The following is a 22,279-nucleotide window of genomic DNA, read 5'->3' as shown; positions in this document are numbered from 1 at the left end:
CTCCCGGGCACCTCGTCCTCGCCGTCGGGCGTCGTGCCGGCTGCTGCCTCGCCGTCGGCCGAGGCGCCGTCGGCGGGCCTCGACGCCGGCGTCGGCCGCATCCCGATCATGCTGGTCTCCCCCGTCGTCGACGGAGGCCGCTTCCCCGCCTCGTGCGCCGAGGGCGAGACGATCACCGTGGTCGCCAACGCCTTCCGTGAGGGCCACGACGCCATGGGAGTGCAGGTCGTGCTGATCGCACCCGACGGCACCGAGACCGTCTCCCGCATGCGCCCGACGAATCCCGGACTGGATCTCTGGGAGGCGAGGGTCCGTCCACAGGCCACGGGCCACCATGCCTTCCGCGTGGAGGCGTTCTCCTCGCCGTACGACACCTGGGCGCACACCGCCGAGGTGAAGATCCCGGTGGACATGGACGTGGCGCTCGTCTGCGCGGAGGGCATCGAGGTGCTCGGCCGCGTCCTGGCCGAGATCGAGCAGGGCGCACGCCCCGCCTCCGACGGTCCGGTCGTGCGCGCAGCGCTCGAGAGCCTGGCCCAGACCACGCTCTCCCCCGCGGCACGCGTCGCCCCTGCCCTGGCCGCGGATCTGCGAGGACTTCTGGACGAGCGGCCCCTGCGCGAGGGCGTCACCGTCTCCGGTCCCCACCCTCTGATCGTGCACCGGCGCCTCGCCTCGTACGGCTCCTGGTACGAGTTCTTCCCCCGCTCCGAGGGCGCCCGCTTCGACGAGGGCCGGGGCTGGGTCTCCGGGACCCTCTCGACCGCGGCGCAGTCCCTCGACCGGATCGCCGCGATGGGCTTCGACGTCGCCTACCTGACGCCCATCCACCCGATCGGGACCGCCTTCCGCAAGGGCCGCAACAACTCCTTGGAGACCCGTCCCGGGGATCCCGGCTCGCCGTACGCGATCGGCTCGGCCGACGGCGGCCATGACGCGATCCATCCGGACCTGGGCACCATGGAGGACTTCGACGCCTTCGTCGGTCGCGCGAAGGAGCTGGGGCTCGAGGTCGCCATGGACGTCGCCCTCCAGTGCTCGCCCGACCATCCGTGGGTGAGCGAGCACCCGGAGTGGTTCACCGTGCGACCCGACGGCACCATCGCCTATGCCGAGAACCCGCCCAAGAAGTACCAGGACATCTATCCCCTCAGCTTCGACACCGACTACGAGGGCCTCTACGCGGCGATACGCGATGTGCTCGAGATGTGGGTGTCGCACGGCGTGACGCTGTTCCGCGTGGACAATCCGCACACCAAGCCGGTGCGCTTCTGGGAGGAGCTCCTCGCCGAGTTCGACGAGAAGCACCCCGAGGTGATCTTCCTGGCCGAGGCGTTCACCCGCCCGACGATGATGCACACGCTCGGCAAGGTCGGCTTCCACCAGAGCTACACCTACTTCACCTGGCGGCACAGTCCTGAGGAGCTGCAGGAGTACCTGGAGGAGCTGGTCGAGGCGGCTCCGTACATGCGGCCGAGCTTCTGGCCCACGACCCACGACATCCTCACGCCGTTCATGTCCTCGGGCGGTCGCCGGGCCTTCGTCCTGCGGGCCGTCCTCGCCGCGACCCTCGTGCCCACCTGGGGCATCTACTCCGGCTACGAGCTGGTCGAGGACGTGCCGCGGCCCGGCGCCGAGGAGCAGATCGACAACGAGAAGTACGAGTACCGGCCGCGCGACTACACGGGAGCCCTCACGCGCGGCGAGAGCCTCGAGCCGCTGCTGACGGATCTCAACCGGATCCGACGCGAGCACCCCGCGCTCCAGTCCCTCACCGCGATCCGCTTCCATCAGGCCGACGATCCGCAGGTGGTCGTCTACTCCAAGCACCTCGATGCGGCAGACAGCGGCACCGGCGAGCCCGACACCGTGCTCGTGGTCTCCCTGACCCGGCACGATGCCGACGCCTGGACGACGATCCACCTCGACACCGGAGCCCTCGGCGTCGGCGACCGCTTCGAGGTCGAGGACCTGCTCACCGGCGAGCGCTTCAGCTGGGATCGCGATCCGTACGTGATCCTCAGCGCCACGGACCGGCCGGCGCACGTGCTGCGCATCATCCATCCCGAGGAGGACCGTCATGGCTGAGAACACCGCGGTGCCCGACGCACTGCCCGTCGGCGCGCACGAGCTCGGCGCGACCGCGACCGGGAGCTATCACGATCCTCACTCGGTGCTGGGGGCGCAGGAGTACGACGGGGCGATCACGGTGCGCACCCTCAAGCCGTTCGCCCACGCCGTGGAGGTCGTCCTCGAGGACGGCACGGCCCAGCCGATGGCGCACGAGCACGACGGCGTCTGGGTCGCGGTCGTCGAGCGCCCGGAGCTGCGTCGGCACCGGATCCGCGTCACCTGGCAGGAGGGCCAGGACCCGGTCGATCTCGAGGAGCCCTACCGCTTCCTGCCCACTCTCGGCGAGCTCGACCTGCATCTGATCCGCGAGGGCCGCCACGAGGAGCTGTGGAACAGTCTGGGAGCGCATGTGCGCACCGTCGATCGCGTCCCCGGCACCTCGTTCGCCGTCTGGGCACCGAACGCGCGCGCCGTGCAGGTCGTCGGCTCGTTCAACGGATGGGAGGGCCGTGGGAGCGCCCTGCGCTCGCTCGGCGCGTCGGGGGTCTGGGAGATCTTCCTGCCGGGAGTCGGGGAGGGCGACGTCTACAAGTTCAGGATCCTGGGCGCCGACGGCGTCTGGCGGGACAAGGCGGATCCGATGGCCCGCCGTGCGGAGGTGCCGCCCGCGACCGGCTCGATCGTGACCGACAGCACCTACGAATGGTCCGACGACGCCTGGCTGGCCGAGCGTGCGCAGACCTCCCCCGTGACCTCCCGGATGTCCATCTACGAGGTGCATCTGGGCAGCTGGCGCCCCGGGCTGGGGTATGAGGAGCTCGCGACCGAGCTCGTGGACTACGTCCGGGAGACCGGCTTCACGCACGTGGAGTTCATGCCGCTCGCCGAGCACCCCTTCGGGGGCTCCTGGGGCTATCAGGTCACCGGCTACTACGCGCCCACCTCACGGCTCGGCACGCCCGACCAGCTCCGGCACCTTATCGATGCCCTGCATCGCGCGGGCATCGGCGTGATCATGGACTGGGTGCCCGCCCACTTCCCCAAGGACGAGTGGGCCCTGGGGCGCTTCGACGGGACGCCGCTGTACGAGCACGCGGATCCGCGCCGCGGAGAGCATCCGGACTGGGGCACCTACGTCTTCGACGTCGGACGCAACGAGGTGCGCAACTTCCTGGTCGCCAACGCCTGCTACTGGCTCGAGGAGTTCCATGTCGACGGCCTGCGGGTGGATGCCGTCGCCTCGATGCTGTACCTGGACTACTCGCGCGCGGAGGGCCAATGGGTCCCCAATCGGGACGGTGGGCGCGAGGACCTCGAGGCCATCGCCTTCCTGCAGGAGGCCAACGCCACCGCCTACAAGCGCGCCCCCGGCATCGTGATGATCGCCGAGGAGTCGACCTCCTTCCCCGGGGTGACCCGGCCCACCGATGCGGGCGGGCTCGGATTCGGCTTCAAGTGGAACATGGGCTGGATGCACGACTCCCTCGTGTACCTCGGCGAGGACCCGATCAACCGCCAGCACCACCATGGTGAGCTGACCTTCTCGATGGTCTACCAGTACTCCGAGAACTTCGTGCTGCCCATCAGCCATGACGAGGTCGTCCACGGCAAGGGCTCGCTGCTGCGCAAGGCCCCCGGGGACGACTGGCAGCAGGCGGCGTCGACGCGCGCCTACCTGTCCCTGCAGTGGACCCACCCCGGCAAGCAGCTGCTGTTCATGGGGTGCGAGTTCGCGCAGGGCAACGAATGGTCCGAGCAGGCGGGACTGCCCTGGTGGCTGCTGGAGTACCCGCTGCACCGCGGTGTGCAGCAGCTGGTGAAGGACCTCAACGCCCTCCAGGCCGAGTTCCCCGCCCTCTACGAGCGCGACCAGGATCCCGGTGGCTTCGAATGGCTGATCGGCGACGACGCCGGCCACAACCTCATCGCCTTCGTCCGACGCGACAGCGCAGGCGACCCCGTCGTGGTGGTCATCAACTTCGCCGCCGAACCGTGGATCGACTACCGCATCCCGCTCCCCGAGGGCGGTGCCTGGCTCGAGGTCCTCAACTCCGACGCGACCGTCTACGGCGGAAGCGGCGTCGGCAACCTCGGGAAGGTCCATGCCGAGACGCTGCCCAGTCACGGACGCGATCACTCGGTGCGCCTGTCCGTTCCGCCGCTGGGGTCCGTCGTGCTGATTCCCGAGCGCCTTCGCGAGCACTGACGCCGAGCTCCCCGACGGGTGCCGCCCGCATCCTCGACGGGGCCGCCCGGCGATCGTCGACCGACGGCGGGCGTCTCAGAAGAGGAGGTTCGCGAGGCGCTTGCGGGCCGGGGGCACCCGGGGGTCCTCAGGACCGGCGACCTCGAACAGCTCGAGCAGGCGTCCCCGGACTGAGTCCTTGGTCTCCGGGTCGGCGCCGCGCAGGAGGTCCAGCAGTCGCGCGAAGGCGTCCTCGACGTGACCCCCGAGCATGTCGAGATCAGCGACAAGGAACTGGGCGCCGAGATCCGTCGGGTTCTCCGCGGCCGCGGTGCGGGCGGTCGACGGATCCGCATCCGCCGTGCGCCGCATGAGCTCCACGGAGGCGAGCCCGGCCTTGGCCTCGGCGTCGGCGGGGCTCTGCTGCAGCTGACGACGATAGGCGTCCACGGCCGCGTCGAGATCGCCCTTCTCGATGGCCTCATAGGCCTCGGCGATGAGCGGCGGCAGCGGCTCCTCGACCTCGGCGGGCTCCTCTGCGGCGTCGGCGCCGTCGGCGGCGCTCACGTCCAGGCCCTGCTGGCGGGCGAGCTCGACGACCTGACCGAGCAGGTTCTCGATCTCCTCCGCAGGCAGCACGGACTGCGTGATCGGCTGCAGCTGGCCCAGCACCAGGAGCAGCAGCGTCGGCAGCTGCTGGACGCGCAGAGCGGCCGCGACCCTCGGCTGCGTGTCCGCGTCGACGACGGCCAGCCTCACCGCACCGCCACGTCGGTCCACGCCGTCGCGCAGCCCCTGGAGGAAAGCGTCGCCCTCGGGCACTCTCCCGCTCGTGACGACCAGCAGCGTCGCGACGCTCTGCGAGTCCGCGACCAGCTGCTCGAGGCCCTGCTCGGTGACCGTGACCTCATGGGCGCCCGGAGCTCCTGTGCCGCCAGCACCGGTGGAGCCGCCTGCCCCGCCGGCGGGCTGCCTGAGCGAACCGAGGTCGATGATGCCGTAGGGATCTGTCACGAAGATGCTCCTTCGTCGAGGTCTGTCGTCTGAGTCAGGACCGCACCAGTCTAGTGATGACGGCTCTCGCAGGGAGACCCTGGGATCAGGACCCGCTGGCCCCGAGCGGCACGCGGGTCGCGCCGATGGGCTGGATCTGTCCGCCGGCCTCGGCGGAGGGGATGAACAGCGCCACCGTGGTCCCGAAGGAGCGGACGAACTTCTCCGTCAGGGTCGATGTTCCGATGAGCTCGATGTAGCGCCCGTAGAACTCGTTGTCGCTGTCCAGCGTCACCGTCGCCTCGTTCAGGAGGGTCATGGTGCGGGTGGAGGTGAACGTCGCCATCACGATCGCTCCCCCGTCGTCGGTGCGCAGACCCGCGAACTCCTCCTCGCCGACGGTGTACACCTCCTTGATGGTGGCGTACTCGTCGCGGTCGGCGTCCTCGGCGTTCTGGACCTGGTTCAGCATCTCGCGCTCCGCCTGGATCTGCGCGTGGACGTTGGTCTGATACGGGTTCTCGGCGAGGATGTCATCGGGATCCGCCGCATCGCCGTCGCTGAGGACCTTCGCATACAGCGCCAGCGCATCCGACGGCGTGGAGACCAGGCCGTCCGCATCCAGGGCGACGGGCTCGGACCCGACCAGGTCGCTGGGCACGGTCGGCATCTCCACGTCCTGCGCCTGCTGAGCCCATCCCCATGTGGTGTACGGGGACTTCGCATCCTGCTGCTGCAGGACCATGAAGAAGGGGACGCCGCTCTCCGCGGAGTCGGAGACCAGACCGAGCACAGTGCGGGGGAACTCCTCGGAGGTCGAGGTCATCGGGACGATGAGCTCGGCCGACGGCGTGGACACGGAGTCCTTCCACGCGTCGTCCTCCTTGATCATCGCGTACATCTTCTCGCGGAAGCTGGCCGCGGATCCCGTCACCCGCGGTGCGAGCTCATCGGCGTCGAGCGCCTCATCGGCCGAGACGAGGGCGCTGTTGACCTCCTCGACATAGGTGCCGAACTGGCCGGCGTCGGCGATCGGGGTGGGCGCCGCGAGCTCAGGACCCGTCGGCGGCGCCGGTGGGATGTCCTCCTCCTGGGAGCAGGCGCTGAGCACCCCGGAGACCAGGATGCCGCCGGCGCCCAGCAGGAGACCGCGTCGGCCGAGTCCGGGCTGATGGCGAGGGCTGCGGGTCATCGGGGCTCCTCCGTGTCCTTCGGTTCGCTGTCCTGCGGATCGCTGTCGTCGATCCTGGGCAGCGCGTCGGTCGTCTCCTCGGAGGAGGCCTCGTCGGACTCCTCCCCGCCGGGCTCCTCATCGTCAGCGCGGTGCGTGCGCGCTGCACCGCCCGGGACGGTGATGATCCCGGGGTCCTCGGCGTCCTCGGCGTCGTCGGCGGCCTCGACCTCCGGGACATCCTCGTCGTCGAGGGCATCGTCACCCAGGGCGTCCTCGGCGGCCTCGACCTCGTCGATCTCGCCCTCACCGCGCCGACGGCGACCGGAGCCGAGGGAGAGCACGAGCAGGATCAGCCCGACCACGGCGACCGCGGCACCTCCCGCGTAGGCATAGGGCACCCACTCGTTGGTGTCGTCGACCGGCCAGGTGATGCTGACGGAGTCCGCGCCAGCCGAGGACCCGTCCGTGACCAGCAGGATCGCGCGATACACCTGCTCGTCCTCTCCGGACTCTCCGGCGTAGAAGTCCGCCACGTCGATGGTCAGGGGGCTGTCCTGCGTCTCCACCGTTCGCCACAGGTCCGAGGACGTCGGATCGGTGAGCTCGGTGTCACCGTCGGCGTTGACCGTCTCGGTCGACAGCGTCGACCAGCTGCTCGCCCCGGTGATCCGCGTGTACTGCACACCGTCGAGATAGGCGTCGATGTCCGAGTTCGAGGCCGTGATCATCGAGACCGACGAAGCGCCGGTGACGGTGACCTCGCCCTCCGTCCCGCCGATGTACAGGACTCCGGGATCGATCACGACGGCTGGCCCGGGCTCGCTGAGCTCGACGGAGGAGGTCACCTCGGTCGCGGGGGCCCAGGTGGTCTCTCCGAGCCTGCCCAGCGCAAGGCCGATCAGCCCGACCAGCACCAGGAGGACGGCAAGCAGTCGTTGCACGGGACTTCTCCTTCAGGGGTCGCCGGGACGGTCCCGGACACGGGTCTGCCCACGATACGGCGGCCCGTGGCATCGCGACAGCATCGCACCACCATCTTTATCCGAGGTCACTGTCCCCGCTGACTCCCGTCCGCGCGCCCTCGCCCGTCGTCGCGTCAGCACCTGGAGCGAAGCCACGAGCGCGCAGGAGTCCAGTACCCTGGCGAGGTGCGTCTCGTGGTTGCCCGCTGCTCCGTCGACTACTCCGGTCGTCTCACCGCCCATCTTCCCCTGGCTCCCCGCCTGCTGATCGTCAAAGCCGACGGCAGCGTGCTGGTGCATTCCGACGGAGGCAGCTACAAGCCCCTGAACTGGATGAGCCCGCCGTGCACGCTGCGCACCACGCGCCGGGACGATGCCGAGATCGAGGCCGACCCCGACAGCGACTGGATCGAGCAGTGGGACGTCACCCACGCCAAGAGCGGGGACACCCTGCGCGTGCGGCTGCACGAGGTGTTCGAGGACAGCGCGCATGAGCTCGGTGAGGATCCGGGCCTCCAGAAGGACGGCGTCGAAGCCCACCTGCAGGAGCTGCTCGCCCAGAACATCACCACGCTGGGCGAGGGATGGACCCTGGTCCGGCGCGAGTACGCGACAGCCATCGGCCCGGTCGACATCCTCGCGCGGGATGCCGACGGAGCGGCCGTCGCCGTGGAGATCAAGCGCCGCGGTGAGATCGACGGCGTCGAGCAGCTCACCCGCTATCTCGAGCTGCTCAACCGCGACCCGCTCCTGTCGCCCGTGCGCGGGATCTTCGCCGCGCAGGCCATCAAGCCGCAGGCGCGCGTACTGGCCGTCGACCGCGGGATCGACTGCGTCACCCTGGACTACGACGCGCTGCGCGGCATCGACGACTCCGAGGCGCGACTCTTCTGACCGCCTCCCCCGCTCGACCATCGCTCTCGGGCCGTCGCACAGTGCTTGGCGATCAAGGCCCCGACCACCGAGGAGCAGCCATGCCCGCCGATACCCCTGGACCTCGACTCCTCGAGGCCGACCTCGGGCTGCGCTGCCCTGCGGTGCTCCCTGACGGGCTGTGCCCCGACGCACTCGTCCTGATCGCCGGCTCCCGCGTCCTCTGGGCCGGGCCCGCAGCCCAGGCTCCGCCGCACACGGTGCTCACCTCGCGCCAGCACGACGGACTGCTGCTTCCGGGCCTCGTGGACCTCCACTGCCACGGCGGGGGCGGCGCGTCCTTCCCCGATGCCGAAGGCCCCGAGGAGATGCGCACGGCCGTGCTCGAGCATCGACGCCACGGCACCACCTCGCTCGTGGCTTCCCTGGTCACCGCGTCTGCTGCGACACTGCGCGCCCGTGTGCGGGACCTCTCTGCGCTCGCGCAGGACGGCGAGATCGCCGGCATCCATCTCGAGGGCCCCTTCATCTCGGTCGCGCGGAAGGGCGCTCAGAACCCCGAGCACATCCGCGGAGGCGACGCCGATCTGGTGCGCGAGCTCGCCGTGATCGCCGACGGAGCGCTCGCGACCATGACCCTGGCCCCGGAGTCGGCAGGAGCCGACGACGTCATCGACGCGCTCGCGCACTCCGGGGCGGTCCCGTCCCTCGGGCACACCGACGGGTCGAGCACGGACATGACCGGTGCCGTGCGGACCTCCCTCGATGCGCTCCGTCGGGCTCGGGGGCGCAGTCCCCGGCCGACCGCCACCCATCTGTTCAACGGCATGCGGCCCATCCACCACCGGGATCCGGGGCCCGCACTCGCCGCCCTCGACGCGGCGTCGCGCGGCGAGCTCGTGGTGGAGCTCATCGCCGACGGGGTGCATCTGGACGCCCGCACCGTCGCCCATGTCTTCTCCATCGCGGCCGACGGCGCCGTGGTGCTCGTGACCGACGCGATGGCAGCGGCGGGCATGGCCGACGGACGCTACAGCCTCGGCGCTCTCGACGTCACTGTCGACAAGGGGGTCGCCACGCTCACCGAGGGCGGCGCCATCGCCGGCGGCACGGCGCACCTGCTGGACGTCGTGCGCTTCGCCGTGCAGGAGGCAGGGATCGACCTCACGAGAGCTGTGCGTGCAGCCTCGTCGGTGCCCGCCGCAGTGCTCGGACTGCAGGATGAGATCGGCGCGCTGCGTGCGGGCCTGCGGGCGGATCTGCTGCTCGTCGACGCTCAGCTGCGCCCGGTGGAGGTGCTCCGCTCCGGCGCACCGGTCTGACCGACAGGACTCTCGGCCTCGAGGTGCCATCGCGCACCGAGGGGGCGGGCCCGATCCGTCAGGGCGGGCCGCTGGCAGGCGCCGCGCCCTCAGTCCGCGTCGCCGATGACCTGTCCTGTCGGCGCGGACTCCAGCCATGCGGTCAGGGCCGCGGTGGCACCTCGCTCGGCGATCGCCTGGACCTCCCGGCCGTCGGCAAGCGTGAGGGTCACCAGGCACTCGACCGGGGTCCCTTCGACCCGCACCGGCAGCTCACGACGCCGGACGTCGAAGATCTCGCTGCGTCGCACCGACAGCGACGGACCGGGCCGGAGCGATGCCATGTGGTACCAGCGGATGCGTTCGGTCCCGAAGCGGACCACGCCGTGCTGCCAGGCCTTGCCCCCGACCAGACCGCGCCGTCGCAGATCGCATTCGATCGCCCCGGGGCGCCGGTAGACGAAAAGATGCCTGCCGACCACGAGAAGTGCGCAGACGACGATGAGCACCCCGATCCCCAGGAGGAGGATCGGGATGCTCACATGCGTCATGGAAGGTGCGGACCCGTCAGCGTGCGGAGGTCAGGCGCTTGGCCCGATCGACGGCGATGGTGACCACGTCGCTGTCCATCGAGACGAAGCCCCCATGGACCTCGCGCTCGGTGACCTCGCCGTTGTCCGCGATGATGCGCACGACGCCGTCGCTGAGGATGGCGAGGGTGGGCTGCATGCGCGGCAGGATGCCCATCGAGCCATCGGCCGCGGGTACCACCACCTGCGAGGCGCCGCCGGACCACACGGTCCGATCCGCGGTGACGAAGGTGACCTCGAGGGAGCTCACTGACCGAGCTCCTTCTGGATGCGGTGCCAGTTCTCGAGCACCATGTCGATGCCGCCGACGTTGAAGAACGCCTGCTCCGCGATGTGGTCGAACTCGCCGTCGCAGATGCCCTTGAAGCCTTCGATCGTGTCTCGCAGCGGGACGTCCGAGCCGTCGACGCCGGTGAACTGCTTGGCGAGGTGGGTGTTCTGGGAGAGGAACTGCTGGATGCGGCGGGCGCGCGCCACGATCACCTTGTCCTCCTCGGACAGCTCGTCGACGCCGAGCATCGCGATGATGTCCTGCAGCTCCTTGTTGCGCTGCAGGATCTGCTTCACGCGCACCGCGGTGTCGTAGTGATCCTGACCGATGTAGCGCGGGTCGAGGATGCGCGAGGTGGAGGACAGCGGATCGATCGCCGGGTAGAGGCCGCGGGAGGCGATCTCGCGCGAGAGCTCGGTGGTCGCGTCCAGGTGGGCGAAGGTCGTCGCCGGAGCCGGATCGGTGTAGTCGTCGGCGGGGACGTAGATGGCCTGCATCGAGGTGATCGAGTGGCCGCGGGTCGAGGTGATGCGCTCCTGGAGGACGCCCATCTCATCGGCCAGGTTCGGCTGGTAGCCCACAGCAGAGGGCATGCGGCCCAGCAGCGTGGACACCTCGGAGCCCGCCTGCGTGAAGCGGAAGATGTTGTCGATGAACAGCAGCACGTCCTGCGCCTGGACATCGCGGAAGTACTCCGCCATCGTCAGCGCCGACAGGGCCACCCGGAGACGGGTGCCCGGCGGCTCGTCCATCTGGCCGAAGACCAGTGCGGTCTTGTCGATGACTCCGGACTCGGTCATCTCCTCGATGAGGTCCCAGCCCTCACGCGTGCGCTCGCCGACGCCGGCGAACACGGAGACGCCGTCGTGGTTGTTGGCCACGCGGTAGATCATCTCCTGGATGAGGACCGTCTTGCCGACGCCCGCGCCGCCGAACAGGCCGATCTTGCCGCCCTGCACGTACGGGGTGAGGAGGTCGATCGACTTGATGCCGGTCTCGAACATCTGGGTCTTGGACTCCAGCTGATCGAAGTTCGGCGCCTGACGGTGGATCGGCCAGCGATCGGTGACCTGGAGGGACTCCGGGTCCTTGTTGAGGGCCGTGCCCGTCACATCGAACACGGTGCCGAGGGTGGCGTCTCCCACCGGCACGGAGATCGGGGCGCCCGTGTCGACCACGGCCTGGCCGCGGACCAGGCCGTCGGTCGGCTTCAGGGCGATCGCGCGGACCATGCCGTCGCCCAGGTGCTGGGCGACCTCGAGGGTCAGGGTCGAGGGCTCGAGGCCCGCGCCCTGCGCATCGATGCGGGCGGTCAAGGCGTTGTAGAGGTCAGGGATGCTGCCCGGGGGGAACTCGATGTCGACGACCGCGCCGGTGACGCGGGCGATACGACCGGTCCCCTGCTGCTGCTCGGCAGCCGGGGCGGTGGTGGCGGGGGTGCTCATGTGCTTCTCTCCAATGGTTCAGGCCGGCGCTCGGTGCGCTTCGAGGCGGCTCAGCGTTCCTTGCGACCGGATCCCGCGAGGGCGTCGGCGCCGCCGACGATCTCCGTGATCTCCTGGGTGATCTCCGCCTGGCGGGCCGAGTTGGCCAGGCGCGTGAACTTCCGGATCTGGGTCTCGGCGTTGTCCGTCGCGGTCTTCATCGCGCGCTGCGTCGCCGCGTGCTCCGACGCGATCGACTGCATCAGGATGTTGACGATGCGGGACTCCAGATACCGGGGCATCAGCTCGTCCATGACGTGCTCGGCGTCCGGGGCGAACTCGTACAGCGGGTAGGTCGGCGACTGCTCGTCCTCGGGGCTGTCCACGATCTCGATCGGCACCAGGCGAGTGGCCCGTGCGACCTGATGGAAGCGGCTGAGGAAGCGGGTGCCCACCAGGTAGAGCTCGTCGATGTGCTCGGCAGGATCGTCGCTGAGGAGATCCGCTGTCACGCGCAGCGCGATGTCGTGGCCGAGATCGGCCAGCTCCGGCTCCGCGTACGGTGCCCAGGCGGCATGCGGCGGGCGGTTGCGGAACCTGTAATAGGTCTCGCCCTTGCGGCCGACCACGTAGAGCACAGGCGTCTTGCCCTCAGCGGTCAGCTTGTTGCCGAGCTCCTCCGCGGTGCGGATGACGTTGTGGGAGTACGACCCCGTCATCCCGCGGTCGGCCGTGATCAGCAGGATGCCGACGCGGCCGCTGGATGCGCGATCCTGATCGAGGAAGGTGTGCTCGACGTCGGTCGAGTGCGTGGCGACCGCACCGATGGCACGGGTGATCGCCTCGGCGTAGGGCGTCGTCGCGAGGACGCGCGCATGCGCCTTCGAGATGCGCGAGGCGGCCACCATCTCCTTGGCCTTGAAGATCTTCTTCATGCCCTGGGCGGAGCCGATCCGCTGCTTGTAGACCCTCTGCTGGGCTCCCATGTCTCTCCTTCGCGGGGATGATCCTGCCGGCGTCCTGCGCCTCCCGTCCGCGAGGACGGGAGGCTGTCAGGATCATCCGCGGACGATGCGCTCCTGGTCGATGTCCTCATCGGACGCGCTGGAGTGGACGTCGGTGACCGCGGCGTCCTGCCCCTTCGCGGCCAGGAAGTCACGCTTGACCTGCTCGAGGATCGACGAAGCCTGAGCCTCGGTCTCGTCCGAGAACTTCTGCGAGCTCCGGATGTCCTCGAGGACCGTGCCGTTGTGGCGCAGATGCTCGAGCAGCTGGGACTCGAAGTCGCGGACGTCCTCGACCTCGATCTCGTCGAGCTTGCCGGTGGTGCCGGCCCAGATCGAGATGACCTGCTCCTCGACCGGGAACGGCGAGTTCTGCGCCTGCTTGAGCAGCTCCATCAGACGCGCGCCGCGGCTGAGCTGCTGCTTGGAGGCGGCATCCAGGTCCGAGGCGAACATCGCGAAGGACTCGAGGTCGCGGTACTGGGCGAGCGAGATCTTCAGCGTTCCGGAGACGGACCTCATCGCCTTGATCTGGGCGGATCCACCGACTCGGGAGACCGAGATGCCGACGTCGACCGCCGGGCGCTGGTTCGCGTTGAACAGGTCCGACTGCAGGAAGCACTGGCCGTCGGTGATGGAGATGACGTTGGTCGGGATGTACGCCGACACGTCATTCGCCTTCGTCTCGATGATCGGAAGACCGGTCATCGAGCCGCCGCCCATCTCGTCCGAGAGCTTCGCGCAGCGCTCGAGCAGACGGGAGTGCAGGTAGAAGACGTCACCCGGGTAAGCCTCACGGCCCGGCGGGCGGCGCAGCAGGAGCGACACGGCGCGGTAGGCCTCGGCCTGCTTGGACAGGTCGTCGAAGACGATGAGGACGTGCTTGCCCTCGTACATCCAGTGCTGGCCGATCGCGGATCCGGTGTAGGGCGCGATGTACTTGAAGCCGGCGGGATCGGAGGCGGGAGCCGCGACGATCGTGGTGTAGTCCAGCGCGCCGTTCTCCTCGAGGGTCGCGCGCACCGAGGCGATCGTCGAGCCCTTCTGGCCGACGGCCACGTAGATGCAGCGGACCTGCTTCGACGGATCGCCCGACTCCCAGTTGGCCTTCTGGTTGAGGATCGTGTCGATGGCGACCGTGGTCTTGCCGGTCTGACGGTCGCCGATGATCAGCTGGCGCTGGCCGCGGCCGATCGGAGTCATCGCATCGATGGCCTTGAGGCCCGTCTGCATGGGCTCCTTGACGCTCTTGCGCTGCATGACAGTGGGGGCCTGGAGCTCGAGGGCGCGGCGGCCGACGGTCTCGATCTCGCCGAGGCCGTCGATGGGGGCGCCGGTGGGGTCGACCACGCGGCCGAGGTAGCCGTCGCCGACGGGGACGGAGAGCACCTCGCCGGTCCGGCGGACCTCCTGGCCCTCCTCGATCCCGGTGAACTCGCCGAGGACGACGACGCCGACCTCTCGCAGCTCGAGGTTCAGGGCGAGGCCGAGGGTCCCGTCCTCGAAGCGGACCAGCTCGTTGGCCATGATGTTCGGCAGGCCCTCGATGCGGGCGATGCCGTCGGCCGACTCGGTGACTCGGCCGATCTCCTCGCGGTCGGGAGTGCCGGCCTGGTAGGTGGACACCGCCGTGTCCAGGGCGTTCCGGATGTCCTCCGGTCGGATCGTGAGCTCAGCCATCGGAGTGCTTCGCTTCCTCTCGTCCCTCGCCGATGCGAAGGCTGTCGTCGTGATGCTGGGAATCGCCGGGAGCGGGGCCGTCAGGCCACCAGGCGAGTGCGTGCCTGCGCCAGGCGCGCGAGAACGGTCGCGTCATAGAGATCGTCGCCGACCCGGATGCGCAGGCCGCCGACGACGTCCTCGTCCAGGTCGTAGTTGGCCTGCACCTCGCGCCCGTAGACCCGAGTCAGGATGGAGCCGAGTCGGGCCTGCTGCTCCGGGGAGAGCGGGCGTGCGCTGGTGACCACGGCGAGCAGGCGGCTGCGTCGCGCGGAGGCGAACTCGGCGAAGCCGAGCAGACGGCGAGCGGGCTTCAGATCGCTGCGACGCGCCACGGCCCGACGGGCGAGCACGACGGTCAGCGGATGAGCCCGGCCCTCCAGCAGACGCGAGAGGATGCCCTCTCGCTCGGACGGCGTCTCACGGGCGTCGTCGAGCGCACCGCTCAGCGCGGAGCTGTCCTCGATCAGCCGGGAGATCTGGAACAGCTCCTCCTCGACCTGCTCGAGCGCGCCATCGCGGAAGGCCTGCTCGAGCAGAGCCTCGATGCCGAGCTGCTCGAGGGCGTCCAGGACGTCCTCCTGCTCGGACCAGCGGCGACGGACGACCTCGAGAGCGAGATCGAGTGCGGCCGGGGAGACGCGGCCGTCGAAGAGCGACCGCAGGACGCTCTCCTTGACCTCGGCAGGACGGCCGCCGTCGCTGAGGATCCGCACCAGCTGGTTGCTGGAGTCGATCGCATCGGCGACGGAGAAGAGGTCCCCGGCGGTCTGCTCGAGCGGCGCGCCGCCGCGGAACAGGTCCTGGGATCGCTGGGTCACCTCGTGGAGGGAGGTGGAGGAGGTTCCTCGCATCTGTGGTCCTTATCGGGTCGCGGACTGGGCGGACTCGAGGTCGTCCAGGAACCGGTCGATCACGCGGCGGGAGCGCTCGTCGTCGGAGAGGGACTCGCCGACGATCTTCGAGGCCAGGTCGCTGGCGAGCGTGCCCACCTCGCCGCGGAGCTCGGCGGCGGCGCTGGTGCGCTCCGCAGACAGCTGCTGACGTCCGGCGGCGAGGATGCGCTCGCTCTCGGCCTCGGCACGCGCCTTGGCCTCCTCGACGATCCGGGCGCCGTCGTGACGAGCCTGCTCGCGGATCGCGGCGGCCTCCTGCCGAGCGGCGACCAGCTCCTGCTCCTGCTGATCCTTGAGCTTGTCAGCCTGCTGCTGGACTTCTTCAGCCTTCTTGATGCCGCCCTGGATCTTCTCCGAGCGCTCGTCCAGCACGGCGTTCAGCCGCGGGAGGACGAACATGGTGAAGATGGCGATGAAGATGACGAGGAAGATGAACGTCCAGACGATCTCCGGAACCTCGGGGATGAGGAGCTTGTACCCCGGTACGGTGTCTTCAGCCTGAATCATCAGGGATGCCTCAGAAGATGAAGCCGGTGACGATGGCGAGCAGCGTCAGGATCTCGGTGAAGGCGATACCGATGAACATCGTGGTCTGCAGCTGGCCGCGGAGCTCGGGCTGGCGGGCCATCGCCTCGGCGGTCTTGCCGACGATGATGCCGATGCCGATGCCGGGGCCGATCGCTGCGAGACCGTAGCCGATAGCCGCGACATTGCCTTCGAGAGCGGCGAGGAGCGTGGTGTCCACAGGGTTTCCTTTCGGTTGTGCCGACCGGTCGGACGGCAAGAATCAGGGGCGGAGGGGAACGAGAGGGGTCGGACGATCAGTGCTCGTCCGAGGTCGCCATCTGGATGTAGACGGCGGAGAGCATCGTGAAGATGAAGGCCTGCAGCGCGGCGACGAAGATCTCGAAGCCGTAGATGCCGATCGCCAGCGCACCGGAGAACGGTGCGAGCGCGATCAGGGCCGAGCCCGAGAAGAGCAGCGCCTGGGTCATGCCGACGAAGACGACCAGCATGATGTGGCCGGCGACCATGTTGGCCAGCAGTCGGATGGTCAGCGATGCCCAGCGGATCAGAGCGACCTGCAGGAACTCGATCGGGACGAGCAGCAGGTAGATCGGCTTCGGGACGCCGGGGGGCATGGTCTCGTGCTTGAGGTACCCGCCCAGCCCGTGCTTCTTCACGCCGAAGAACACGTAGGTGCCGAACGTCCACAGCGCCAGCAGCAGAGGCATGCCGATCACCGAGGTGCCGGCCAGGTTGAGGCCGGGGACGACCCCGGCGAGATTCATCGCGAAGATGAAGAAGAACATCGTGATGAGCATCGGGGCGAACTTCCTGCCCTCGCGCAGGCCCAGCGTGTTCTGGATGACCGTGTTGTTCACGAACTCCATCAGCAGCTCGACGATGCTCTGCACGCGACCCGGGACGATCTTGGCGCGGGAGGCGATGATGCAGGTCGCCGTCAGCACGACGGCGATCACGATGAGGCGGACGAGCTGGACCCGGTTGAACTCGAACCAGGTGCCTCCGAAGAGGATCGCATCCGGGAAGAACTCCGCGATGCTCGGCACATGGAAGAACGAGTCACCTTCGGCGAGGAGGCTCACAGTGGCGTCGGAGGTGTTCAGCGCGATCTCCCGTGGTCGTCGTGGCGTTGTCCGGGCCGCTGCTCCCTCGGGGCTCTGCAGACCGGGCGCATGGTGGTCCCAGCCCGGCCGTCCCGGGTCACGTCAGCCTGGATGGTCGTGCAGCGTCCGTGCAGCAGCCGGTGGGTTTTCCGGTGTGCTCCGCACGATGGCCGGAGCTCCGCCCCCCGGGGGAAGGGAGCGCAACCGCGATGGCCAGGGGCCTGAGGCTCCGGACCCGCATCCGTCTCGTCGAGGAGCAGGGGATCAGGAACCATGCAGACATTCGTCCCGGTCGTGCGAGGACACGGGGAGCATATCAGAGCATCAGCCTCGCGGGCCCGGCCCGCCCACCTCCAGACGAGGCCTGCTGCGGACCATCTGGACGGCCTCCGAGAACGCTGCCGCGATCGCTCCGGCCAGAAGGGCGATCCCGAGCCACCCTCGGGCCATCCATTCGGCATCCCGCAGCAGAAGAAGTGCGATGATCAGCACGAACATCTTGACCATCCAGCTGCCCATCAGCACTGTCGCCCACGCCATCGGAGGCAGTGAGCGCGACAGGAGTGCACCGCCGAGAGTGGGCAGTGTCACGATGAGCGCGAGCCCGGAGCCCACCAGCGCACCGGCCAGCGCGCCATCGTCCCCGGCGAACCAGGCGACGGCGATCACCACCAGGTCGATCACGATCCCGACGGCGACGGCGAGCAGCAGGGCGCGCAGCATCATGCGGTCGTTGCGGGCGCGCGCCCGGGCGATGTCGGCGTCCGTGGGCTCCGACGGAGCCTCACGCCGTGCGTCGTCCGGGAGATCGGGGTTGTCATGCTCGGGCATCGCTGTCCTCGGTGTGCTCGGGGTCCGGCGTGGGGCGTTCGTGGAGGTGGGGTCGTCGGCCGCGCCGGCGACGCATGCGGGTGAGCGGGTCGAGGGTCAGCAGGATGGCGACAGCCAGACCGCTCGCCCAGAAGATCAGCACGGGACGTATCGGCAGGACGAGCGGCAGCAGCAGGCCTACGCAGATCACGACCGTCCAGAAGTACATGATGAGCACGGCGGTGCGCTTGGAGTGTCCCAGCCGCAGCAGGCGGTGGTGCAGATGCGCCTTGTCCGCGTGGAACGGCGACCTGCCGGAGCCGATCCGTCTCACGACCGCCAGTCCGAAGTCGAGGAACGGGATGATCATGACCCCGATCGGGAGGAGGATCGGGAGGAACTGGCCGAAGAAGTCGGCACCCGAGAGCCTCGCAGGATCGACCTGCCCGGTGACGGCGATGGTGCTCGCGGCCAGCAGCAGACCCAGCAGCATCGATCCGGTGTCACCCATGAATATCCGGGCCCGGTGCATGTTGTGCGGAAGGAAGCCGAGGCAGGCGCCGATGAGCAGCGCAGTCAGCAGGGCCGCCAGCGAGGAGTAGTCCGATGCCGATGCGCTGCGGGTGAGCGTGTACGCGTAGAAGAAGAAGGCCGCTCCGCCGATGGCCATGACGCCGGCGGCCAGGCCGTCGAGCCCGTCGACGAAGTTGACGGCGTTCATGCTCACGACCACCACCAGCACTGTGAGGATCAGCGCGGTGTGCGCGGACAGCAGGGTCACTCCCCCGATCGGGAGCGTGACCAGCTGCACTCCCTTCCACGCCATGAGCAGGGCCGCGAGCACCTGGCCGGCGAGCTTCGTCACCCAGTCAAGGTCCCACTTGTCGTCGGCGGCTCCGAGCAGGCACACCAGGCCTGCCGCCCCGAGGATCGCCCAGGGCTGCGCGTTGTCGCGGAAGACCGGTTGGAGGAAGGGGACGTTCGAGGCGATCAGCATCGCGGCCGCGACGCCGGCGAACATCGCCAGACCGCCCCAGCGCGGTGTCACGGCATCGTGGACGTCGCGCTCTCGGACAGCAGTCATCGCCCCCGCACGACGTGCCAGGAGCCTGACCGCGGGGGTGGTCAGGTAGGTCACTGCTGCTGCGACCAGCAGGACGAAGAGGTAGACCCTCACCCGTCTGCTGGGCGGGAGGAGTCGTCGGCGCCGTCCGCCTCTGCCGGCGCTCCCCCATCCGTCGGCTCCGTCCCGGGAGCGGGCTGCTCCGCATCGGCGGCGGACGGCGGTGCCTCGACCTCGGCCGCGACTCCCGGTACTGGCTCGGCCGGGAGGTCCAGCGCCGGGGCGATGCCGTCAGCATCAGGCCCCTCGCTCGGGGATCCCGCGCCGTCGTCGCTGCCGCCTGTTGCCTCGGCACTGCCCGCCGCCTCGGCCCCCTCCTCGGCGACCTGCTCATCGTCCGAGGCCACGGCGGCGGTCCCGTCGTCGGCAGAGCTCTCGGAGTCGGGGGACGGCTCGGGTTCGGGTGCGGTGAAGATGTCCCCGACGGCGGCGACGATCTCCTCACGGCTGAGTGCCCCCTCCCGCACGATCTCGGCGGGGACGACGGTCGTGTCGATGATCGTGGAGCTGGTGCCGATCCGGGCCGGTCCCCCGTCGAGGTACACCTCGACGCTGTCGCCCAGCTGGGTCGCCGCGTCCAGGACGCTCAGCGCCGCAGGCTTTCCATGCCGGTTCGCGCTGGAGACCGCGAGCGGACCGGTGCGGCGCAGGAGCTCGAGGGCGATGTCGTCCTCAGGCATGCGCAGCGCGACCGTTCCCCGCGTCTCCCCCAGGTCCCAGGTCAGCGAGGGCTGAGCGGTGAGGATCAGGGTGAGCGCACCGGGCCAGAACTCGTCGGCCAGACGCTCGACGTACTCGGGGACGTCCACGGCCAGGGCGAGCAGCACCGCATGGTCGCCCACGAGCACCGGCGGCGGAGTGTCGCGCCCCCGACCCTTGGCGTCGAGCAGCGCCTGGACGGCCTCCGGGGCGAAGGCGTCGGCGCCGATGCCGTAGACGGTGTCCGTCGGCAGGACGATCAGCCTGCCGTCGCGGACGGCGTCGACGGCCGACTGCAGAGCATCCTCGCGGGTGTCAGGGTTCTGGGTGTCGTGCACGCTCACCGGGTCAGTCTCTCACTTCCGGGGTGTCGGATCCTGTGTCGCGGAGGGCGACGAGGAATCGGTCGCGCCCGGTGAGGTCCCGGGCGGTGCGGACGGCGACGAACCCGCCCATGTCGAGGGCGGCCTCACGTGCGGCACGGCCCTGCACGTCGGCATGCTCCATCACGAGCACGCCGCCCGGTCGGAGCAGGCCGGCCGCGAGCTCGATGACGCGCCGCGGCACCTCCATGCCGTCCGGTCCGCCGCCGTAGAGCGCCCTCTCGGGATCGTGCTCCCGGACCTCGAGGTCGCGCGGGATCGCATCGGGCGGGACGTAGGGCGGGTTCGCGAGGACGGCATCGGCACCGGCCGGACCGACCCCGCCCTCCCGCTCCAACCGCGCCAGCACGTCCCGGTCCATGAGGTCCGCCTGCACGACGCGTCCGCGGGAGGCGTCCACGGCCTCGATGTTCCGGCGCGCCAGCCGCACGGCCTCGCCGTCGACCTCGACCGCGAGCACGCGCGCATCGGGCAGCTCGTCGAGAGCGGCGGCGGCCAGCGCCCCGGAGCCCGTGCACAGGTCGACCACCGTCGTCGGCGTGGTCGGCGCCTCCTGCTGCATGAGGTCGATGGCGAGCTCGGTCTCAGGACGCGGGATGAACACTCCAGGATGCACCGCCAGCATCAGTCCCCGGAAGGGCGCGCGACCGAGGATGAGCTGCAGGGGCTCCCTCGCCTCGCGACGGGCGACGAGCGCCTCGAGCCGATCGTCGAAGTCGTCGGGGAGGGCATCCAGGAGGACCAGCGGGCGATCGGTGCCGACGGCCTCAGCGATCAGCGCCCGCGCGTCGACGCTCGAGGACGGCACGCCGGCGGCACCCAGCCGCTGGGTGGTGGCCGCCAGAGCAGCACGCAGACGCGAACGGGGATCCTCAGGCGCGCGGGGGGCCGACGGTGCTGCGGTCATCTCTCAGCTCTCCCCCTGTGCGGCCGCCGCCAGGCGGGCTTCGCGCTCAGCCGCACGGGCCGATGCGACCAGCGGCTCGAGATCCCCGGCGAGCACCTGAGGAAGGTTGTTGGCCTTGTACCCGGTGCGATGGTCGGCGACTCGGGCCTCCGGGAAGTTGTAGGTGCGGATCCGCTCGGAGCGGTCGACGGTGCGCACCTGCGCCCTGCGCGTCGCGGACGCCTGCGCATCCTGCTCCTGCCGACGGACGTCCAGCAGCCGGGTGCGGAGGATGCGCATCGCCTGCTCGCGATTGCGCAGCTGGCTCTTCTCGTCCTGGCAGGAGGCGACGATCCCGGTGGGAACATGCGTCACGCGGACCGCTGAGTCCGTCGTGTTCACGCTCTGGCCTCCCGGACCGCTCGAGCGGTAGACGTCGATGCGGAGATTCGCGGGCGCCATCTCCTCCGCGAGCAGCTCCTCCTCGTCGGCCTCATCCGCCTCGGGAAGGACCAGGACGCCGACAGCCGAGGTGTGGATGCGGCCCTGGGACTCCGTGACCGGCACCCGCTGGACGCGATGCACACCCGCCTCGTGCTTGAGATGCGCGAAAACGCCGTCGGAAGCGGAGGAGGCGGTGCGGGCGGAGATCGCGGCGGTGACGTCCCGCAGCCCCCCGAGCTCGGACTCCGAGGAGTCCAGGAGCTGGAAGGACCATCCCTTCTGCTCGGCATAGGAGCGGTACATCCGCAGCAGCTCGGCGGCGAACAGGGCGGACTCCTCTCCCCCGGCTCCGGCCTTGATCTCGAGGATCACGTCCCGTCCGTCGTCGGGGTCGCGCGGTGCGAGCAGGTCGTCGAGACGCTCGGAGAGGGACTCGACATCGCTGCGCAGCTGCTCGGCCTCAGCGGCGATCTCGGGGTCGTCCCGACCGAGCTCGACCGCCGCGGCGAGGTCCTCCCTGGCGGCGGCGAGCCGATCCGCGACCGCGACCACGGCCTCGAGCTCGGCATACCGCCGTCCGACGGCACGGGCGCGCGCCGCATCGGCGTGGAGGGACGGATCGGCCATCTCCCGCTCCAGGCGGGAGTGCTCCGCGCGCAGCGGCGCGAGCCTGTCCTCGCTCTCGGAGGTCATCGCACTCCCCGTCTCCCTGTGCTCAGCCCTGCTGGTCTGCAGTCCACCGAATCGGACCGGCCCCGGATCGGGCCGATCGCACCGGCCGCGCCCCGCGCGGCCGCATCGCACCCGCCGAATGGGCGGACACGACGACGCCGGTGCG

The 22,279-nt window shown here is 69.9% G+C and carries 21 protein-coding genes; 4 read left to right on the top strand and 17 right to left on the bottom strand.

All coding sequences use genetic code 11. The annotated features are described in order from the left end of the window. Nucleotides 1-108: 108 nt before the first annotated feature. Together ACZ5AJ_RS04680 and glgB are read left to right on the top strand one after the other, a co-directional pair. The gene (locus tag ACZ5AJ_RS04680; protein WP_464138690.1) at nt 109-2,088 is read left to right on the top strand and encodes an alpha-1,4-glucan--maltose-1-phosphate maltosyltransferase; all 1,980 of its coding nucleotides are present in this window, start codon (nt 109-111) and stop codon (nt 2,086-2,088) included. After that, nucleotides 2,081-4,279 (top strand): 1,4-alpha-glucan branching protein GlgB, encoded by a 2,199-nt coding sequence (gene glgB, locus ACZ5AJ_RS04675; protein ID WP_464137521.1) that lies wholly within the window; start codon nt 2,081-2,083, stop codon nt 4,277-4,279. Before ACZ5AJ_RS04680 ends, glgB begins: the two co-directional genes overlap by 8 nt. A gap of 75 nt (nt 4,280-4,354) precedes the next feature. On the opposite strand, the gene ACZ5AJ_RS04670 is transcribed toward glgB, so the two are convergent. The 3 genes from ACZ5AJ_RS04670 to ACZ5AJ_RS04660 form a co-directional block, all read right to left on the bottom strand. After that, nucleotides 4,355-5,272 carry a co-chaperone YbbN gene (locus ACZ5AJ_RS04670; RefSeq protein WP_464137519.1) on the bottom strand — a complete coding sequence of 306 codons (918 nt, stop codon included), beginning with the start codon at nt 5,270-5,272 and terminating at the stop codon, nt 4,355-4,357. 85 nt (nt 5,273-5,357) lie between these two features. Further along, entirely contained in the window at nt 5,358-6,443 is a 1,086-nt protein-coding gene (locus ACZ5AJ_RS04665) for a DUF8094 domain-containing protein (RefSeq protein ID WP_464137517.1), read from the bottom strand. After that, complete coding sequence (locus ACZ5AJ_RS04660) at nt 6,440-7,366, bottom strand: hypothetical protein (protein ID WP_464137515.1); 927 nt, start codon at nt 7,364-7,366, stop codon at nt 6,440-6,442. The genes ACZ5AJ_RS04665 and ACZ5AJ_RS04660 overlap by 4 nt, the downstream gene beginning before the upstream one ends. Before the next feature lie 207 nt (nt 7,367-7,573). Here ACZ5AJ_RS04660 and nucS point away from each other — a divergent pair, with 207 nt between their 5' ends. Together nucS and ACZ5AJ_RS04650 are read left to right on the top strand one after the other, a co-directional pair. Further along, nucleotides 7,574-8,281, top strand: coding sequence for an endonuclease NucS (nucS, locus tag ACZ5AJ_RS04655; protein ID WP_464137513.1), 708 nt, complete (start codon nt 7,574-7,576; stop codon nt 8,279-8,281). Nucleotides 8,282-8,361: 80 nt separating this feature from the next. Then, nucleotides 8,362-9,582 (top strand): N-acetylglucosamine-6-phosphate deacetylase, encoded by a 1,221-nt coding sequence (locus ACZ5AJ_RS04650; RefSeq protein ID WP_464137511.1) that lies wholly within the window; start codon nt 8,362-8,364, stop codon nt 9,580-9,582. Between the two features lie 89 nt (nt 9,583-9,671). Here the strand turns inward: ACZ5AJ_RS04650 and ACZ5AJ_RS04645 are convergent, their stop codons facing one another. The 14 genes from ACZ5AJ_RS04645 to prfA form a co-directional block, all read right to left on the bottom strand. Next, a complete protein-coding gene (locus tag ACZ5AJ_RS04645; protein ID WP_464137509.1) occupies nt 9,672-10,112 on the bottom strand; it encodes a DUF2550 family protein in 441 nt (146 codons plus the stop codon). Between the two features lie 16 nt (nt 10,113-10,128). Then, the gene (locus ACZ5AJ_RS04640) at nt 10,129-10,401 is read right to left on the bottom strand and encodes a F0F1 ATP synthase subunit epsilon (protein WP_464137507.1); all 273 of its coding nucleotides are present in this window, start codon (nt 10,399-10,401) and stop codon (nt 10,129-10,131) included. Next, nucleotides 10,398-11,867 carry a F0F1 ATP synthase subunit beta gene (atpD, locus tag ACZ5AJ_RS04635; protein WP_464137505.1) on the bottom strand — a complete coding sequence of 490 codons (1,470 nt, stop codon included), beginning with the start codon at nt 11,865-11,867 and terminating at the stop codon, nt 10,398-10,400. The genes ACZ5AJ_RS04640 and atpD overlap by 4 nt, the downstream gene beginning before the upstream one ends. A 50-nt stretch (nt 11,868-11,917) precedes the next feature. Continuing rightward, on the bottom strand, nt 11,918-12,832 hold the full coding sequence (locus ACZ5AJ_RS04630) for a F0F1 ATP synthase subunit gamma (RefSeq protein WP_464137503.1): 915 nt from the start codon (nt 12,830-12,832) through the stop codon (nt 11,918-11,920). Nucleotides 12,833-12,904: 72 nt separating this feature from the next. Further along, entirely contained in the window at nt 12,905-14,530 is a 1,626-nt protein-coding gene (gene atpA / locus ACZ5AJ_RS04625; RefSeq protein ID WP_464137501.1) for a F0F1 ATP synthase subunit alpha, read from the bottom strand. Nucleotides 14,531-14,610: 80 nt separating this feature from the next. Further along, nucleotides 14,611-15,423: a F0F1 ATP synthase subunit delta gene (locus tag ACZ5AJ_RS04620; RefSeq protein WP_464137499.1), complete on the bottom strand. Its 813-nt coding sequence runs from the start codon at nt 15,421-15,423 to the stop codon at nt 14,611-14,613. Nucleotides 15,424-15,432: 9 nt separating this feature from the next. Continuing rightward, entirely contained in the window at nt 15,433-15,972 is a 540-nt protein-coding gene (locus ACZ5AJ_RS04615) for a F0F1 ATP synthase subunit B (RefSeq protein WP_464137497.1), read from the bottom strand. 10 nt (nt 15,973-15,982) lie between these two features. Continuing rightward, complete coding sequence (gene atpE, locus ACZ5AJ_RS04610; RefSeq protein ID WP_457885743.1) at nt 15,983-16,210, bottom strand: ATP synthase F0 subunit C; 228 nt, start codon at nt 16,208-16,210, stop codon at nt 15,983-15,985. Between the two features lie 76 nt (nt 16,211-16,286). Further along, nucleotides 16,287-17,075, bottom strand: coding sequence for a F0F1 ATP synthase subunit A (gene atpB / locus ACZ5AJ_RS04605; RefSeq protein ID WP_464137493.1), 789 nt, complete (start codon nt 17,073-17,075; stop codon nt 16,287-16,289). 345 nt (nt 17,076-17,420) lie between these two features. Then, a complete protein-coding gene (locus ACZ5AJ_RS04600) occupies nt 17,421-17,927 on the bottom strand; it encodes a hypothetical protein (RefSeq protein ID WP_464137491.1) in 507 nt (168 codons plus the stop codon). Then, entirely contained in the window at nt 17,914-19,083 is a 1,170-nt protein-coding gene (locus tag ACZ5AJ_RS04595; protein ID WP_464137488.1) for a glycosyltransferase family 4 protein, read from the bottom strand. The genes ACZ5AJ_RS04600 and ACZ5AJ_RS04595 overlap by 14 nt, the downstream gene beginning before the upstream one ends. Then, complete coding sequence (locus ACZ5AJ_RS04590) at nt 19,080-20,072, bottom strand: L-threonylcarbamoyladenylate synthase (protein ID WP_464137485.1); 993 nt, start codon at nt 20,070-20,072, stop codon at nt 19,080-19,082. Before ACZ5AJ_RS04590 ends, ACZ5AJ_RS04595 begins: the two co-directional genes overlap by 4 nt. Before the next feature lie 4 nt (nt 20,073-20,076). Next, the gene (prmC, locus tag ACZ5AJ_RS04585) at nt 20,077-21,018 is read right to left on the bottom strand and encodes a peptide chain release factor N(5)-glutamine methyltransferase (protein ID WP_464137483.1); all 942 of its coding nucleotides are present in this window, start codon (nt 21,016-21,018) and stop codon (nt 20,077-20,079) included. 3 nt (nt 21,019-21,021) lie between these two features. Then, nucleotides 21,022-22,134: a peptide chain release factor 1 gene (gene prfA / locus ACZ5AJ_RS04580; protein WP_464137481.1), complete on the bottom strand. Its 1,113-nt coding sequence runs from the start codon at nt 22,132-22,134 to the stop codon at nt 21,022-21,024. Between the last annotated feature and the right edge of the window lie 145 nt (nt 22,135-22,279).

Source organism: Brachybacterium zhongshanense (genome assembly GCF_055385755.1).
Note: the sequence above shows the minus strand (reverse complement) of the source record. Positions and strands in the feature narration are given on the sequence as shown.

Coding starts and splice junctions, on each gene's coding strand:
- ACZ5AJ_RS04680 (WP_464138690.1), top strand. CDS start 109: ATGCTGGTCTCCCCCGTCGTCGACGGAGGCCGCTTCCCCGCCTCGTGC.
- glgB (WP_464137521.1), top strand. CDS start 2,081: ATGGCTGAGAACACCGCGGTGCCCGACGCACTGCCCGTCGGCGCGCAC.
- ACZ5AJ_RS04665 (WP_464137517.1), bottom strand. CDS start 6,443: ATGACCCGCAGCCCTCGCCATCAGCCCGGACTCGGCCGACGCGGTCTC.
- ACZ5AJ_RS04650 (WP_464137511.1), top strand. CDS start 8,362: ATGCCCGCCGATACCCCTGGACCTCGACTCCTCGAGGCCGACCTCGGG.
- ACZ5AJ_RS04645 (WP_464137509.1), bottom strand. CDS start 10,112: ATGACGCATGTGAGCATCCCGATCCTCCTCCTGGGGATCGGGGTGCTC.
- atpD (WP_464137505.1), bottom strand. CDS start 11,867: ATGAGCACCCCCGCCACCACCGCCCCGGCTGCCGAGCAGCAGCAGGGG.
- ACZ5AJ_RS04630 (WP_464137503.1), bottom strand. CDS start 12,832: ATGGGAGCCCAGCAGAGGGTCTACAAGCAGCGGATCGGCTCCGCCCAG.
- atpA (WP_464137501.1), bottom strand. CDS start 14,530: ATGGCTGAGCTCACGATCCGACCGGAGGACATCCGGAACGCCCTGGAC.
- ACZ5AJ_RS04620 (WP_464137499.1), bottom strand. CDS start 15,423: ATGCGAGGAACCTCCTCCACCTCCCTCCACGAGGTGACCCAGCGATCC.
- ACZ5AJ_RS04615 (WP_464137497.1), bottom strand. CDS start 15,972: ATGATTCAGGCTGAAGACACCGTACCGGGGTACAAGCTCCTCATCCCC.
- ACZ5AJ_RS04600 (WP_464137491.1), bottom strand. CDS start 17,927: ATGCCCGAGCATGACAACCCCGATCTCCCGGACGACGCACGGCGTGAG.
- prmC (WP_464137483.1), bottom strand. CDS start 21,018: ATGACCGCAGCACCGTCGGCCCCCCGCGCGCCTGAGGATCCCCGTTCG.
- prfA (WP_464137481.1), bottom strand. CDS start 22,134: ATGACCTCCGAGAGCGAGGACAGGCTCGCGCCGCTGCGCGCGGAGCAC.